The sequence below is a fragment of the Kribbella endophytica genome (genome assembly GCF_054781295.1).
In genome coordinates this window covers 2,774,595-2,789,690 of record NZ_BAAGUR010000001.1, presented here as the reverse complement: position 1 = coordinate 2,789,690, position 15,096 = coordinate 2,774,595, and the positions used below count along the sequence as shown (strand labels likewise).

The 15,096-nt window shown below is 69.5% G+C and carries 15 protein-coding genes; 6 read left to right on the top strand and 9 right to left on the bottom strand.

The window, feature by feature from the left end:
- Positions 1-45 precede the first annotated feature (45 nt).
- The 5 genes from ngcE (ACYVIO_RS13325) to ACYVIO_RS13305 are packed head-to-tail and all read right to left on the bottom strand — an operon-like array spanning position 46 to position 5,540.
- On the bottom strand, positions 46-1,392 hold the full coding sequence (ngcE, locus tag ACYVIO_RS13325; RefSeq protein ID WP_460651029.1) for an N-acetylglucosamine/diacetylchitobiose ABC transporter substrate-binding protein: 1,347 nt from the start codon (positions 1,390-1,392) through the stop codon (positions 46-48).
- A 10-nt stretch (positions 1,393-1,402) separates the two neighbouring features.
- The gene (locus ACYVIO_RS13320) at positions 1,403-2,293 is read right to left on the bottom strand and encodes a carbohydrate ABC transporter permease (protein WP_460651028.1); all 891 of its coding nucleotides are present in this window, start codon (positions 2,291-2,293) and stop codon (positions 1,403-1,405) included.
- Positions 2,290-3,285: a carbohydrate ABC transporter permease gene (locus tag ACYVIO_RS13315; RefSeq protein ID WP_460651027.1), complete on the bottom strand. Its 996-nt coding sequence runs from the start codon at positions 3,283-3,285 to the stop codon at positions 2,290-2,292. Before ACYVIO_RS13315 ends, ACYVIO_RS13320 begins: the two co-directional genes overlap by 4 nt.
- A gap of 2 nt (positions 3,286-3,287) precedes the next feature.
- A complete protein-coding gene (gene ngcE / locus ACYVIO_RS13310; RefSeq protein ID WP_460651026.1) occupies positions 3,288-4,706 on the bottom strand; it encodes an N-acetylglucosamine/diacetylchitobiose ABC transporter substrate-binding protein in 1,419 nt (472 codons plus the stop codon).
- Between the two features lie 24 nt (positions 4,707-4,730).
- Positions 4,731-5,540 carry a sugar isomerase domain-containing protein gene (locus ACYVIO_RS13305; RefSeq protein ID WP_460651025.1) on the bottom strand — a complete coding sequence of 270 codons (810 nt, stop codon included), beginning with the start codon at positions 5,538-5,540 and terminating at the stop codon, positions 4,731-4,733.
- A gap of 254 nt (positions 5,541-5,794) precedes the next feature.
- Here ACYVIO_RS13305 and ACYVIO_RS13300 point away from each other — a divergent pair, with 254 nt between their 5' ends.
- Positions 5,795-6,796 carry an N-acetylglucosamine kinase gene (locus ACYVIO_RS13300; protein ID WP_460651024.1) on the top strand — a complete coding sequence of 334 codons (1,002 nt, stop codon included), beginning with the start codon at positions 5,795-5,797 and terminating at the stop codon, positions 6,794-6,796.
- Between the two features lie 14 nt (positions 6,797-6,810).
- Positions 6,811-7,347, top strand: coding sequence for an RDD family protein (locus tag ACYVIO_RS13295; protein ID WP_460651023.1), 537 nt, complete (start codon positions 6,811-6,813; stop codon positions 7,345-7,347).
- Here the strand turns inward: ACYVIO_RS13295 and ACYVIO_RS13290 are convergent.
- The 3 genes from ACYVIO_RS13290 to ACYVIO_RS13280 form a co-directional block, all read right to left on the bottom strand.
- Positions 7,240-7,887, bottom strand: a complete 648-nt coding sequence (locus ACYVIO_RS13290) for a response regulator (protein ID WP_460651022.1) — start codon at positions 7,885-7,887, stop codon at positions 7,240-7,242. The two genes, ACYVIO_RS13295 and ACYVIO_RS13290, sit on opposite strands and share 108 nt — an antisense overlap.
- Before the next feature lie 14 nt (positions 7,888-7,901).
- Positions 7,902-9,077: a sensor histidine kinase gene (locus tag ACYVIO_RS13285; RefSeq protein WP_460651021.1), complete on the bottom strand. Its 1,176-nt coding sequence runs from the start codon at positions 9,075-9,077 to the stop codon at positions 7,902-7,904.
- 102 nt (positions 9,078-9,179) lie between these two features.
- Positions 9,180-9,563: a YciI family protein gene (locus tag ACYVIO_RS13280; protein ID WP_460651020.1), complete on the bottom strand. Its 384-nt coding sequence runs from the start codon at positions 9,561-9,563 to the stop codon at positions 9,180-9,182.
- Positions 9,564-9,721: 158 nt separating this feature from the next.
- On the opposite strand from ACYVIO_RS13280, the gene ACYVIO_RS13275 reads away from it, so the two are divergent.
- The 4 genes from ACYVIO_RS13275 (at position 9,722) to ACYVIO_RS13260 (ending at position 13,778) form a co-directional block, all read left to right on the top strand.
- The gene (locus ACYVIO_RS13275) at positions 9,722-10,582 is read left to right on the top strand and encodes an alpha/beta fold hydrolase (protein WP_460651019.1); all 861 of its coding nucleotides are present in this window, start codon (positions 9,722-9,724) and stop codon (positions 10,580-10,582) included.
- Between the two features lie 62 nt (positions 10,583-10,644).
- Positions 10,645-11,868 (top strand): serine/threonine-protein kinase, encoded by a 1,224-nt coding sequence (locus ACYVIO_RS13270; RefSeq protein ID WP_460651018.1) that lies wholly within the window; start codon positions 10,645-10,647, stop codon positions 11,866-11,868.
- Positions 11,869-11,922: 54 nt separating this feature from the next.
- Positions 11,923-12,528, top strand: coding sequence for an ArsR/SmtB family transcription factor (locus tag ACYVIO_RS13265; protein WP_460651017.1), 606 nt, complete (start codon positions 11,923-11,925; stop codon positions 12,526-12,528).
- A complete protein-coding gene (locus ACYVIO_RS13260; protein ID WP_460651016.1) occupies positions 12,525-13,778 on the top strand; it encodes an MFS transporter in 1,254 nt (417 codons plus the stop codon). The genes ACYVIO_RS13265 and ACYVIO_RS13260 overlap by 4 nt, the downstream gene beginning before the upstream one ends.
- Here ACYVIO_RS13260 and ACYVIO_RS13255 read toward each other — a convergent pair.
- Positions 13,771-15,063: a hemolysin family protein gene (locus ACYVIO_RS13255; protein ID WP_460651015.1), complete on the bottom strand. Its 1,293-nt coding sequence runs from the start codon at positions 15,061-15,063 to the stop codon at positions 13,771-13,773. The genes ACYVIO_RS13260 and ACYVIO_RS13255 overlap by 8 nt on opposite strands.
- Positions 15,064-15,096 lie beyond the last annotated feature (33 nt).

Sequence of the window (15,096 nt, the reverse complement as noted above, 5' to 3'; positions counted from 1 at the left end):
ACCTTACCTGGGGGACTACTTGCTCCCTCAATTGGTGGGGCTCTGTCAGTCGCGGTGGTACTTGGTGATCGACTTGTCTTGTTTGACCTGGTCGGCGACGGCTTGGATCCGGGCGGTCCACTCGTCCACCCGGAAGGCCCCTGCGAGGAACTGGCCCGTGAGCTGCCCGGCGGCCGCGCCGAGCTTCGGGTACCAGTCGGCGAAGTACCAGCTGATCGCCTGATCCCCCGCGGCCGTCAGCAGGTCGCGCGCCGAGCGCAGCGCCGTACTGACCTCCTGACCGTCAGCAGCACCCCGTACGACGGTCAGCCGGTTGGTCTCCTTGGTGACCTGCCCGGCGACCTCACGCGACAGCATCGCCCGCAGGTACTCGACCCCGCCCGGCTCGTTCGGGCCCTTGGCCGGCACCAGCAGCGGCGACCCGGGCGCGACGTGCACCCCGCGCGGCAGCGCCGGCGACCCGTCCAGCGGCGGCAGGGCGAACATCGTCAGCCCGAAGCCCGCCGGGATGACCGGCTTCATCTCGTTCTCGAGCCAGTTCCCGCACGGCAGCAGGCCGGCCTTCGACTGCATCAGCCGGGTCTGCGAGCCGGTGTGGTCGAGCTCGGCGCTCCCGGTCGCGATCAGCCCGCGCTTGGTCAGCTCACCGAACGCGGTGATCGCCCGGGTGACGCTCGGGTCCTTCCAGGCGCCGTCCTCGAGGTTGTCGATCCGCTTGGCGACGTCGTGCCCGCCGGTCTTCACCGCGAGCGTCATCACCGCCTCGAACACGTAGTACGGGTGCACTCCGGCGTACGTGAACGCCCCGAGCCCGGCGGCCCTCATCTCGGCGCCCAGCGCGAGCAGCTCGGGCCAGGTGCGCGGCACGTCCCAGCCGCGCTGCTGGAAGAGCCGGGCGGAGTACCAGAGCCCGTAGACGTCGACCAGGTAGTTCAGCGACCGCAGCGTCCCGTCGTACCGGCCGGACTCGAGCAGACCGGGCAGTACGACGTCCTTGACGGCCTCGTCCTTGTTCTCCCAGGAGGGGGCGGTCAGCAGCGGCCCGAGGTCGGTCAGGTGCCCGTCGGCGACCAGGCGGCTCACACTCAGCGCCTTGGCTCCGGTGTTCAGTACGACGTCCGGCGGGCTGCCCGCGGCGAAGCGCGACTGCAGCAGGTCCCGCAGCTGCTTGGTCGGCGTGACGGTGACGACCGCCTGCTCGTACTTGGCCCGGTACTGCGGCGCACCGAAGCCGCCGTACTCCTCGGAGACGACCACCTCGAGCGGCCGGTCGGCAACCACTCCGAACGGATTGGCCTTCGTCCGTGCCGGTCCGCTCGGCTTCTCGGTCGAACAACCAGCAAGCAGGGCGCTCGCGAGAGCGCCCTGCAGTACCGTACGCCGCTTCAGCACGTCCCGAAGGCTACTTCACGCCTCCGGCGGTGACGGAGACCTGCAGCTGGCGCTGGAAGATGATGTAGACGACCAGCACCGGTGCCACCGTGATCACCACGGCCGCGAACAGCGCACCGAAGTCGACCGCGTAGCCGGCCTGCGACGCGAACGACGCCATGCCCTGCGAGAGCACGTAGTTGTTCGAGTCGGTGTTCAGGGCGACGGGGAGCAGGAACTGGTTCCACAACCCGAGGAAGTTGAAGATGGCGACCGACGCCATTCCCGGCCGTGCCATCGGCAGCATCACCGAGAAGAAGGTGCGCCACTCCCCCGCGCCGTCGATCTGCGCCGCCTCGTAGATCTCGTGCGGCAGCGCCTTGAAGAAGCTGTGCAGGAAGAACACGGTGAACGGCAGCGCGAACGCGACGTAGGTGATGATCAACCCTGGCAGGGTGTTCAGCAGCGAGAAGTTCTTCAGCACGAAGAACAGCGGCACGATCGCCAGGAAGACCGGGAACGTCAGTCCGGCCAGCATGCTGTAGTAGATCAGCCGGTTGCCGGGGAACGAGAACCTGGCCAGCACGTACGCACACATGGCGCCGAGGATCATCACCAGCACCAGCGCGGTGCCCACGACGATCACCGTGTTGGCGAAGTAGCGACCGATGCCGGCCGTCGTCCAGGCGTTGACGTAGTTCTCGAAGCGCAGCTTGCCCGGCAGCGCCAGCGGGTTGCCCAGCACCTCCTGCGTCGACTTGAACGAGGACAGCACCGTCCACACCAGCGGCAGGATGACCAGCAGCGACCACAGGATCAGCGCGATGTGGGCGGTCGTCGCCACGCCCCGGCCCTCCGGGGCACGCCGCTCGGGCGCAGGGGAATCGGCCGCGACGGCCCGGTCGGCAGTGGTTGTCGTCATCGGCGTTTCACCTTCCGCTCGCGTCCGCCGGTCAGGGCGTTCACTGTGAAGACCAGGAGCGCGAACAGCATCGTCACCGCGGCCAGGATCACGCCCATGGCCGTCGAGTAACCGAACTGCCCCTTGGTGAAGGCAGTGGTGAACAGCTGCTGGGGCATGACCAGGGTCGAGTTCTGGGGCCCACCGCCGGGGTTCAGCGCCTGCATGTAGACGAACCCGTCGAGGGCGGCGATCCCGAGATAGATGTACGCCGTCTGCACGTTGTCGCGGATCAGCGGCACCGTGATGGACACCGCGCTGCGGAACCGGCCGGCGCCGTCGATCCGGGCCGCCTCGAACACCTCGGGCTCGATGCCCCGGATGGCGGCGATGAACAGCACCATGTAGAAGCCGACGAAGCCCCAGATCATCACGAACATCGAGGCCGGCATCGCGGTCCGCGCGTCACCGAGCCAGGCGTAGTTCTCGAATCCGGACAGACCGATCTTCGACAGCAGCGCGTCCAGCACGCCCGAGCCAGGGGTGAACACCTGGGCCCAGATCAGGCCGATCACGATCGCCGGGATCACGTACGGGAAGAACGAGACGATCCGGTAGAAGCCGGCGTTGCGCAGTCCCCGGACGGTCCCGGTGCCCGAGCCGCCGATCGTCACCAGCGTGGCCAGCGTCAGCGCCAGCACGATCGTCACGATCGGCACGACGATCACGAGCAGGACGTTGTTGCGCACGGCCTTGAGAAAGATGTCGTCGTGGAACAGCTTCACGTAGTTGTCGAAGCCGACGAAGTTCATCCCCGAGCTGAACCCGGACCAGTCGGTCAGCGAGTACCACAGCGCCTGTACGAACGGCGACACCACGAAGATCACGAAGACCGCCAGCGGCAGGCCGAGGAACACGACCATGAAGCTGGCCCGGTCGAAGGTCAGCGGCCGGCGGCGCCGCCGGACGGCGGACCGCGTGGGTCCACCGTCCGGCACGACATCTGGCGTCATGGTCACTTGGTGACCGGGATCTTCTTGACGGAGCTGTCGTTCCGTACCTTGTCGGTGATCTGCTGCAGGCCCTTGGTCAGGCCGGCCGCGTCGAGCTGACCGGACAGGAACGAGTTCCAGACCACCAGCTGGTCGGTGTTCATGCCGTACAGGCCGAAGACCTGGTAGTCGAAGACGTTCGTGCCGGCGGCGTCCAGCATGGCGGTCTGCGACTGCAGCGCGGTCGAGCCGAAGCCGTCGGCCGGGACCAGGCCCTTGACGATGGTCGGCGCGAGCCGGGTCTTGGCGAAGTTGGTCGCCGCCTCCTTGGAGAGCATGGCCCGCAGCAGCTCCTTGCCGCCGGCAACGTTCTTGCCCTTGGCCGGGACGATGAACGGCTCACCGGCCGCGCTGCGCAGTGCCGCGTAGGGCAGCTTCGGGCTCTCGGTCAGGGTCGGCTCCGGGACGCCCTTCATGTTGAAGCCCGACTTGGTGGCCTTCTTCATCTCGTTCTCGATCCACGAGCCCGAGGGGTAGAGGATGGCCTGCTGGTCGTTGCTCCACTTCGCCTGGGCGGCGGTGAACTGGGTGCCGGCGCCGCCGGGCACGAAGTACCCGTTCTTGATCATGGTCTCCAGGGCCTTGAAGATGCCCTGGAACTGCGGCATCGACCAGCAGTTCTCCTTGAGGTTCTCCAGCGCCAGCCGGACCTCGTCGCCACCCTCCTTGATGGCGCCGTCGACGGCCATCGTGTGGTAGTAGGTGGCGGCTTCCTTGCCCCAGACGAACAGGTACTTGCCCTTGGCCTTGGCCTTGGCGCCGAGCTCGAGCAGCCCGTCGTAGGTCTTCGGCGGCTCCCAGCCGTTCTCCTTGAACAGGCTGTCGGAGTACCACAGGCCGTACAGCGTCAGCACGTAGTTCATCGCGACGAACTTGCCGTCGAAGGTGCCCGGGTTCTTGGCGCCCGGGTACAGGGTGTCGGCGATCTTCGTGCCCTCGTAGTTGTTGGCCTCGAAGACGTCGTCCAGCGTCTCCAGCTGGTCCAGGATCGTGCCGAAGCCGATCTGGGCCTTGCCGGAGTTGTCGATCAGGTCCGGCGGGTTGCCGCCGACGAAGCGCGGCTGCAACTGCTGGGCGATCTCGGTGGACGGAGCGACCTTGACCGTCGAGCCCGCGAACTTCTGCTGCACGAGGTTGGCCGCGAACGACACGTAGTCGTAGCCGTACCCACCGTTGAAGATCACCGCTTCGATGGTCGCCTTGTCCGCCATGCCGAACGGGTTGTCCGCCGTCTTGTCGGCACCGCCACCGGTGGAACCGCTGTCGTCGCTGCCGCTGCCGGCGCAGGCCGACAGGAGCGTACTGCCGCCGGCGGCCAGCAGGGTGCCGACCGCCGCGCGCTGCAGGAACAGGCGCCGCGACAGATTGTTGGGAGTGGTCATTGGTCCCGCCTTCCAAGGTGTGTTTCAGGCAGTACGACGGATCCGGCCGGCGTACTTTGCTTCCAGGGCGTGGTTGTGGTCGTCGCCGCCGGGAATGTTCGCCGACAGGTAGACCGGTGGGGTTTCCCCTGCCTCGGCGAGCCGCCGCAGGACCTCAGCTACCAGCATCTGCGCGATCAGCGCGGCAGTGATGGACGACACGGCGCAAACCTTGCCGAATCCCGGCAGTTCGAGCACGGAGTCGCCGTACGGCGCGTGGTTGTCGAGCACCACGTCGGCGAAGTCGATCAGCTTCTTGCCCGACGGGTGCCGCGAGTCGACGCCGGCGGTGTGCTGCAGCGACGTGATCGCGATCAGGGGGTGACCGTTCTCCTTGACGACGCTCGCCAGCTCGACGATCGAGCCGTTGACGCCGGAGTTGGAGGCGATCACGAACAGGTCGTTCTTCTGCGCGGCGCTCAGCTCGTACAGCCGGCGCGAGATCGACGGGTCGCGCTCGAGCTCGCCGCCGCGCAGCAGCTCGATCGGCTCACCGCCGAGCAGGACCAGGTCGCGCAGCGCGAGCCGGTTGGTGGCGATCAGGCCACCGGCGCGGCCGGCGATCTCCATCGCGAGCGCTTCGGAGTGTCCCGACCCGAAGGCCTGGATCACGCCGTCGTTGCGCAGCGAGGTGACGAACAGGTCCGCGGCGGCCTGGATCGGGCCGTCGATCTGCTCGGTGACGGCGGCCAGGATCGGTGTCAGGGTGTGAACATACGACTGCGCACTGACGCCACCGGTGTCTGTTCCCGATCCCGCGTGCGCGCCCGTGCTGCCGTCCGTCGTACTGGCCATCAGAGGCCCCACCCCTCGACTAATGTGTTCGCCGCGACACACCTGGTGCCGACAAGTGCGCAAGTTTGCGGTTTGCTGGACAGAACTTTTCTCACCTGACAGCTAAAGTCAAGGCTCATCTCACTCTTCCCTCCAGATCGGGACCGTTGCGTGACCTTGCACGTTGTTGTCCATTAACGGCTCTGATTGAGCAGTTTGGAGCACCGCCTATGTCCGTCGACCACGCTCTTCCGGAACCACAGGACACAGTGGTCATGCGACCTGCCACCACACTGGTCCTGGGCGGCGACCTCGGCGGCACGTCCACTCGGATCGTGATCGCTGATCATGAGGGCAACGTAGTCGGTCGCGGGGCGGCCGCGGGCGGAAATCCGACCAGCCACCCCGCCAGCGCGGCGGCGAACTTCGGTCAGGCCGTCCGGCAGGCGCTCACGGGCCTCGATCCGACGCTGGTGAAGTCGGCCGTGATCGGCGCGGCGGGCGGTTCGGCGCTGTCCAAACCAGAGGTCGCCGCGCAGTTCGACGCCGCCTGGTCGGGCGCCGGACTGGTCTGCACCCCCGGCTACATCGGCGACCTGGAGGTCGCCTTCGCCTCCGGTACGCCGGAGGCGGACGGCGCCGTGCTGATCGCGGGCACGGGCAGCGCCGCCGGCCTGGTCCGCGACCACCGTCTGGTCCGTACGGCGGACGGCCACGGCTGGCTGCTCGGCGACGACGGCTCGGGCTTCTGGCTCGGCCGCGAGGCGATGCGCAGTCTGCTGCGCGCGCTCGACCTGGGCGAGCCGATCGGGCTGCTCGGCGAGGCCGTGGTCCAGGCCGTCCTGCCGGGCTGGGATCCGGGCGCTGTGGCGGAGCGTGAAGGCTACGATCTGCTGCGTGACGACCTGATCAGGACCGTGAACTCGCGTCCGCCGGTCCTGCTGGCCGAACTGGCCCGGACGGTGGTGGCGGCGTTCGACCAGAACGACAAGACCGCCCACGCGCTGGTGAAACGCGCAGCCGAACTGCTCACAGAAACGGTCAGCCGGCTGAGGACAACGTCGGACAACGGCCCCTTGGTGCTCGCGGGCAGTGTCGCGGGCGAATCGTCTCCGGTCGGCCGACTGCTGCGGCAGAGCATTCGCGACCACTTCCACGGCGAGGTCCTCACCGCCCACGACGGAGTCGGCGGGGCCACCTGGCTCGCGCTCGGCGCCCTCGACCCGGCACTGGCGACCCGCGACAACCACACCCGATTGGTCGCGCCGCCCACCTGAGGGATCCTGAGTCGGTGACTGCTGATGAGACCCAGGTCGTCCGGCGCCGAGTGGCTCAGGGAGTGATCGACCGGTTGCTGGTTGTCGTCCTGGCCGTTGGGCTGGCCGTGCTGGTGGTGGCTGTACTACAGGGACTCGGTGCGGCGGAGGATCCGGTCGCGCACGCGGCCGCGGGCACGTTCGTCGGTGTCCTGGTGGTCGGCTCGCTGCTGAACGAGGTCCTGCTGCCCTGGCGCAACGGCGGCGCCTCGCTGGGGATGAAGGCCCTGCGGCTGCGGGTGATGCTGCTCGACGGGACCGCGCCCGGGCTGAAGCACTACTTCGTCCGGCACCTGCTCTGGGTGGTGGACGGGCTGTTGTGGGGTCTCGTCGGGCTCGTCGTGATGGCGCGTACGCCGTACCGGCAGCGCGTCGGCGACCTCGCGGCCGGGACCGTCGTGGTGTCAGCCGACCAGGCGGTTCTCCCAGGCCCAGACGGCCAGCTCGGTGCGGTTGCGCAGCCCGAGCTTCCGCTGGGCGCTGGCCAGGTGCGACTTGACGGTCGAGAGTGACAGCGTCAGTTCGTCGGTGATCTCGCTGTTCATCCGCCCGCGCGCGACCGCGCGGACCACGTCCGCCTCGCGCTCGGTCAGCGGGTGCGCCACGGGCGTCGTCGGTGCGGCCGCTTCGGTGAAGCGTTCGAGCAGGCGGGCGGTGACCGACGGGGAGACGATCGACTCGCCGTCGGCGGCCGCGCGGACGGCCTCGAGGAGCAGCCGCGGCCCGGCGTCCTTGACCAGGAAGCCGCACGCTCCGGCGCGCAGCGCGGCGTACACGTTCTCGTCGACGTCGTAGGTCGTCACCACGACCACGCGCAGCGGGTCGGCGATGCCGGGGCCGGCCAGGAGCTTGGTCGCCTGGATGCCGTCGATGAGCGGCATGCGAATGTCCATCAGTACGACGTCCGGGCGCAGCTCGCGGGCTCGGCGTACGGCCTCTTCGCCGTCGGCCGCCTCGGCGACGACCTCGAAGTCGGGCTCGGACTCGAGGATCAGGCGGAAGCCGGTCCGGACCATGGCCCGGTCGTCGGCCAGCAGGACGCGTACGGGCATCGCGATCGTCTCCTTCACCGCGTTGGTTCGACCGGGAGGGTGGCGTGCACGCGCCAGCGTCCGTCGGGTGCTTGGTCGGACGACAACGTACCGCCGACGGCCTGGGCTCGTTCGGCCATGCCCAGGAGGCCGTAGCCGTGGCCGCGCTCGGTGTGCGGCGGTACGGCGTTGGCGATGTCGAGGTGGAGGGCGGCGGTGAGTCCTTTACGGCGGATGGCTGCGGAGACTGTGATCGGGGAACTGGGGGTTGCGTAGCGGCGGGCGTTGGTGACGGCTTCCAGGACGATGCGGTGGGCGGCCGTGATGATTGCTGGCGGCAACGACAGCTGGTCGAGGTCGGTGGTCAGCTCGACCCGGGGGTCGTTGCCGCAGGCTTCTTTCAGTTCGGTGATGAGGTTCGACTGGGGAGGGCTCGGCTCTTCGGTGCGAAGCATGCCGACCAGGCGACGCATCGCACTCAGGGCCTCGCTGCCTGCCTGCTCGATCTCGGGGTAGGCGCCGGGCTTCTCGTCGCGCCGGGTGGCGGCGACCTGCGCGCCCTGGGCGAGGACGACGATGCCGGTCACGTGATGGGCGACGAAGTCGTGCAGCTCGCGGGCGAGCGCGAGACGCTCGGACTCGCGGGCCTTGGCCAGCTCCGCGTCGTACCGGCTGTCGGCGTCGCGGAGGACGAGGCCGGTCGCGACGCTGCCGCCCCACATCAGAGCGGTCGGTACGGCGAGCAGCGCCCAGGACGAGTCCAGGCCGAACCGGAGCGGCGCGGCGATGGTCGCGGCGATGCCGACCAGTACTACTAGAGGCGCGATCGAGCGCGACGGAAGCTGGTGGCAGGCCGCGCCACACAGGAGGGCCAGAGCGAGGGCTTCGGTCAGGGGCGACTGTGCTTGCACGGGCGCGTCGGCCCAGGTCGCCAGTCCGCTCGCGACGCTGACCAGCAGAGAGGCCGATGCGACCACGACGGTCAGCAGCGCGATCCGTCCGAGGCGCTGGCGCAGTACGGCGACCGCTGCCGCACCGATGCCGATCGCCGGGGTGATCGCGATGAACGCCGCAGCCAGGAGGCCGCCGTTGGTCGGTGCAGGATGCAACAGCGTGATCGCCAGATCGGCCGCCGCGAGTACGACGAGCGCGGCGACCTCCACCACCAGCGGCGCACGCCGCCGATGAGAGGAGATCCCCGGGCTCGTCATGCTCCCAGCATGCCTTCTCGGCCCACCCCAGCACGTCAGCTCGACGGCTGGACTGTCCCTTGGCCGAAAGGACGAGGCAGTACTACTTGTCCAGCCGTTCGGTCAATCGAGCACCGCGATCGGGCGGAGCTCGACGGCGGTGAACGCTGCCTCCGGGATGCGGGCGGCGATCTCCTCGGCGCGTTCCTCGGTGGCGACGTCGACGATGAAGACGCCGGCGAGTTGCTCCTTCGCCTCCGTGTACGGGCCGTCGGTGGTGGCGCGGACGCCTTCGCGGACGCGAACGACCTTCGCACGCGACGGCGCCTCGAGCGGGTCGGCCGAGACGAGCTCGCCGTTGGCGGACAGTTCGGCGAGCAGGTCGTCGAGCTGCTTGGTGAGCGCGTTGCGCGCGGCCCTCGGCAGCGCGATGCCCTCCTCGGTGTGCAGGAACGACGGGTGGCCCCAGGTCTTCGGGTTGCTGTGGATCAGCAGCAGGTACTTCACGAGACGTCCTTTCGTCGGAACGGATCTTCGCAGCAGAGGTCGGAGGCGGCGCGCGTCCGTCGACATTTCGCCCGTTGCGGCCGGAACCGGCGAAATGTCGAGCCGTCGAGGCCCGCGGCGACGTACCGTCCGAACCAGCGCCAACCCGAAGGACTGTGATGGACGAGACCGATCTGCGCCTGCCCGACGGCCGCACGCTGCACGTGTACGACACGCACCCGGGCGACGACTGCCGCGTCCCGGTCGTCTGGCACCACGGCACGCCCAACCTCGGTACGCCGCCCGAGCCGCTGCGCGAGGCGTCCGACTGGCTCGGGCTGCGCTGGGTCGCGTTCGACCGGCCTGGGTACGGCGGGTCGACGGTCGCGCCCGGCCGGACGATGCGGTCGGTCGCGCGGGACGTCGAGCACGTCGCGGACACGCTCGGGCTCGGCCGGTTCGCCGTGATGGGCTTCTCCGGCGGCGGCTCGTACGCGCTCGGCTGCGCGGCGACGCTCGGCGACCGGGTGCAGGCGGTCGTCAGCCTGGCGGGCATCGCGCCGTACGGCGTACTGGGGCTGGATTGGTTCGGCGGCATGATTCCGTCGGGCGTGACCGCGCTGCAGGCGGCGCGGGCCGGTCGGGAGGCGCGGGCGGGGTTGTCGGACGCGGACTACGACCCTGAATTCGCGCCGGTCGACTTGGCGCTCTTCGAGGGCCCATGGGGTTGGCTTGGGCAGGTCGCCGGGCCGGTCGCGCTCAAGGCAGGTCCGTACGGACCGATCGACGACGACGTCTCCTACCTGCTCCCGTGGGGCTGCGATCCGGCCGAGATCACCGCGCCCGTCCTGCTCGCCCACGGCGGCATCGACCGCATCATCCCGCCCGCGCACGCCGACTGGCTGGCCGAGCACATCCCGTGCGCCGAGCTCAACCGGTACGACGCCGACAGCCACATCTCGATCCTCGCCCACGCCGAGTCCACCCTCGACTGGCTCCGCGACCACGCCGACGGCGCCACGGCGTACCCGCTGGACTGAAAGGCGGGCTGGGTACGGCGGCCGCCCGGTTCGTTCGGGTGTAGGGCGGGTACCTGGGGCGGATGAGGCGCGACGTACTGGTGGCGGAGCGGTACCGGGTGGGTGATCCGCTCGGGCGCGGTGGCATGGGCGAGGTGTTCCGGGCGACCGACGAACTGCTCGGTCGCGAGGTCGCGCTCAAGCTGCTGCTGCCCGCGCGGCGCGAGCCGGAGATGGCCGAACGCTTCCACCGCGAGGCTCGGGCAGCTGCCTCGCTCTCCGACCCGAACGTCGTCGCGGCGTACGACTTCGGCCCGTACGAGGACGGCTTCTTCATCGCGATGGAGCTCGTCGAAGGCCGGACCATCGCGGTCGAACTGCGGCTGTCCGGCCCGTTCGGTCCCGACCGCGCGCTGGACGTGATCCGGCAGAGCGCGGCCGGACTGGCCGCGGCGCACCGCAACGACATCGTGCACCGCGACGTGAAGCCGCAGAACCTGCTGATCACCGCCGACGGCACGGTCAAGGTCACCGACTTCGGCATTGCACGGTTCCTCACCGACACGACGACCACGATGACCGCGACCGGCCAGGTGCTCGGAACGAGCCACTTCCTGGCGCCCGAACGCGCGCAGGGGCTGCCCGCGGGCAAGGCGTCGGACGTGTACGCGCTGGGATGCGTGCTGTATCAACTGGTCACCGGGCACCCGCCGTTCCAGGGCGACCTGCCGGCCAGCGTGATGTACCAGCACGTGAGCACGACGCCGACTCCCCCGAGCGATCTGCGCCCACAGCTGGCCGGCGAGTTCGAGGCGCTCCTGATGAGCATGCTCGCCAAGGACCCGGCGGATCGACCGACCGCCGCACAGATCGCCAGCGGTACGGCGGTCCTGCCGCCGCTCGGTCGCGGCACGACGGACCCCGGTAGGCCCGGGCGTTTCCCCGGCGCCTGGTGGTCGCGACGGCGACTGATCGGCGGCGGAGCCGCGTTGGCGATCCTCGCCACGGCAGGCACTGGCGTCGTACTGGACCACCGCGACCGCCGCCTGCCCGAGACCGCCGAGCTGACCCCATCCTCGACCCCACGAACCACGCCGGTCGCACCGCCCGCTTCGGTCAAGCCCACCGCAACCCGTACGACGTCGAACCAGGTCGCCACGACGCGCAAGCCCGCGGCCGAACCGCCCGCGGCGAGCACCCCGCCCGGCCACGGCAAGTCGAGCAAGCCCGGTAAACCCGATCAGCCGGGCAAGCCCGACAACCCCGGCCAGAGCAAGTCGAAGGCCAAGAACCCGAACAAGCCCTAGCCCTATTCCAAGCAACAGCTTGACATCCGCTCAGCCCTGCCGCATATTCCAAGCATGTCTTTGGAATCAGACGAGGATCCCCGCCGGCGCCGCTTGCTGGACGACCCGCTCGCGATCCGGGCGATGGCCCACCCGGTGCGCCTAGACCTGCAGGCGTTGCTAGGCAAGGAAGGCCCCCTGACCGCAGCGGACGCAGCGCGCCGGCTGGGGATCAGCCAGGCGCTCGCCTCACACCACCTGCGGCAGCTGGCGAAGTACGACTTCGTCGAACCGGCGCCCGGCAAGGACAACCGCGAGCGTCCGTGGCGACTCGTCTCTACCTCGCAAACCTGGCGCAGCGCGCGGCTGACCACCGAAGGCGCGGCGGCCGCGGACATCCTCGAGCAGCTGATCGCCGAGCGCGCGCTGAACACCCTGACCGACTGGCAGCAGCGGCGCCGGACCGAGCCCGACGTACTGGTCGAGAACTCCGGCATCAGCCACACCGGGATCTACCTGACCAGCGAGGAGTTGGCCGAGCTCGAGGAGCAGATCAACGCCTTGCTCCAGCGGTACGTCGACGAGCGGCCGATCGACGACAAGTCCACCCGTCCCCCGGGGAGCCGGTTGGTCGACATCACCCGGATCGTGAGCGTGCTCCCCGAGGAGGAGACCCCATGAAAGACCTGTGGGCAGTGCTAGTACGGCGCCGCGACTACCGGCTGGTGCTGAGCGCCGGACTGATCTCGCTGACCGGCGACTGGGTCCTGCGGACCGGGCTCGCCTTCCACGTCTACACGCTGACAGGCTCGACCCTGGCATCCGGGGGACTGCTGCTGGCGTCGTTCGTGCCGCTGGTGGTGCTGGGCTCGCTGGCCGGGGTGTTCGTCGACCGGTGGGACCGGCGGCGGACGATGATCGTGGTCAACCTGCTGCACGCGCTCGTGCTGCTGCCGCTGCTCGCCGTACGGGACGAGAGCGGGCTGTGGGTGATCTACGTGATCGTGCTCGCGCAGAGTTGCCTGCAGCAGTTCTTCCGGCCGGCCGAGCAGTCGCTGGTGCCGCACCTGGTCGATCCGCAGCAGCTCGTGACGGCGAACGCGTTGAACAGCCAGAGCAACGACATCGCCCGGCTGACCGGTGCCGCGCTCGGTGGACTGCTGGCGGCCGCGGGCGGGCTTCCGCTGCTGGCAGCAGTCGATGCCGCGACCTATCTCCTGGCGATGGGCTTGCTGTGCGGCGTGAAGCACCGGGCAGTGGCCGTGGTGCGGGAGCGGACCTCCGGCGCCGTGCAGCGGTTGAAGACCGAGTGGACGGACGGGTTGCGGATCTGCCTCAGCAGCAAGGCGATGCGGATCGTGTTCGTCTTCGGGTTGGTGACCGGTGTCGGCGAGGGCGCGATGAGCACGCTGTTCGCGCCGTTCGTCAGCACCGAGCTGGGCGGCGACGGTACGGCGTACGGGCTGATCGTTTCGGCGCAGGCGGTCGGCGGGATCGTCGGCGGGCTGGTCGCGGCGGCGGTCGGCGCGCGGTTCGCGGCGGCGAAGCTCTGGGGCGTCGGAGCCGTGTTGTTCGGCCTGATCGACCTGGCGCTGTTCTGCTACCCCTTGTTCTACGACGGTCTGACACCGGCGTACGTGCTGATGATCGCGGTGGGCCTGCCGGGAGCCTTCGTCGTCGCCGCCTCGATGACGGTGGTGCAGCGGCTCACCGACGACGCTTCACGAGGTCGCGTCTTCGGCGCGCTGTTCGCCGCCGAAGGTCTCGCCGTCCTGGTCGGCATCACCGCGTCCGGCCTGCTCGGCGAGGTCGTCGGCATCATCCCGGTGCTGATCTTCCAGGGCCTCGGCTTCACCGTCGGAGGGCTGGTGGTCCTCGCCAGGAGCAGTCTGCTCGAGGAGAAGGCACCAGCCCTCGTACCGGTTAGCTGACCTCTTCGGCAGCGACGCGGTGGACCCGGACGCGGGCCACCCGGCGGCCGTCCATCTCGGTGACGGTGATGTTGTAGCCGTCGACGGAGCCTTCGTCGCCGACCGCCGGGACGCGGCCGAGCTGGGCGGCGAGGAATCCGGCGACCGTCTCGTACGGCCCGTCGGGCAGCTCGACGCCGGTCTCGTCGGCGAAGTCGTCGAGGTTGAGCAGCCCGTCGACCTCGACGTCGCCGCTGCGCAGGCGGGTGGTCTCGCCCGCCTCCTCGTCGTACTCGTCCTTGATGTCGCCGATCAGCTCCTCGACCAGGTCCTCGAGCGTGACGATGCCGGCGGTGCCGCCGTACTCGTCGAGCACGATCGCCAGGTGCGTCGAGCGCCGGCGCATCTCGGTCAGCGTCGGCAGCAGCTTCGCGGTGTCCGGCAGCATCAGTACGTCGCGCGCGAGGTCGCCGACCCGGACCGACCGCGACGCGACCGCCGGGTCGAACAGGTCGCGCACGTGCACGAACCCGACGATGTCGTCGGCCGAGCCGTTCATCACCGGGTAGCGCGAGTGCGGCCGCTCGGCGGCGAACTTCACCGCCTTGTACGCCGGCATCTCGGCGTCGACGAAGTCCACCTCGGTCCGCGGCAGCATCAGCTCGCGCAGCTGCCGGCCGCCGGCCTCGAAGACGTCGTCGACGATCCGGCGCTCCTCCTCGCCGAGCGACTCGTGCCCGGACACCAGGTCGCGCAGCTCCTCGTCGCTCATCACCTCACGGTTGGCGTTCGGGTCGCCGCCGAGCGCGCGGACCACCAGGTCGGTGGACCGGGACAGCAGCCAGATCACCGGCCGGACGGCCGACGCGATCCGGTCGACGAGCGGCGCCAGGCCGAGGGCGAACGTCTCGGCGCGCTGCAGCGCGAGCCGCTTGGCCGCCAGCTCGCCGATCACGATCGACACGTAGGAGATGGCCACCGTGATCAGCACCAGAGCGATGGTGCCGGCGACGGACTCGGGCAGGCCGAGGTCCTGCAGGTGCGGAGCCAGCCCGTCGGCCAGTGTCGCGCCACCGAACGCGGCGGACAGGAAGCCCATCAGGGTGACGCCGATCTGCACGGCGGACAGGAAGCGGTTCGGGTTCGCGGCGACCCGGGCGACGGTCTCGCCGCGCCGGCCTCGGGTGGCGATCGACTTGATCTGGCTCTCCCGAAGGGAGACCAGGGCCATCTCGGCGGCGGCGAACACACCACCGATCAGCACGAAGACGAAGATCAAAACGATGTTGAGCAGGGTCTCGTTCATGGGCTGGGTGTTCCTAGCGTCCTCTCCGGGCCA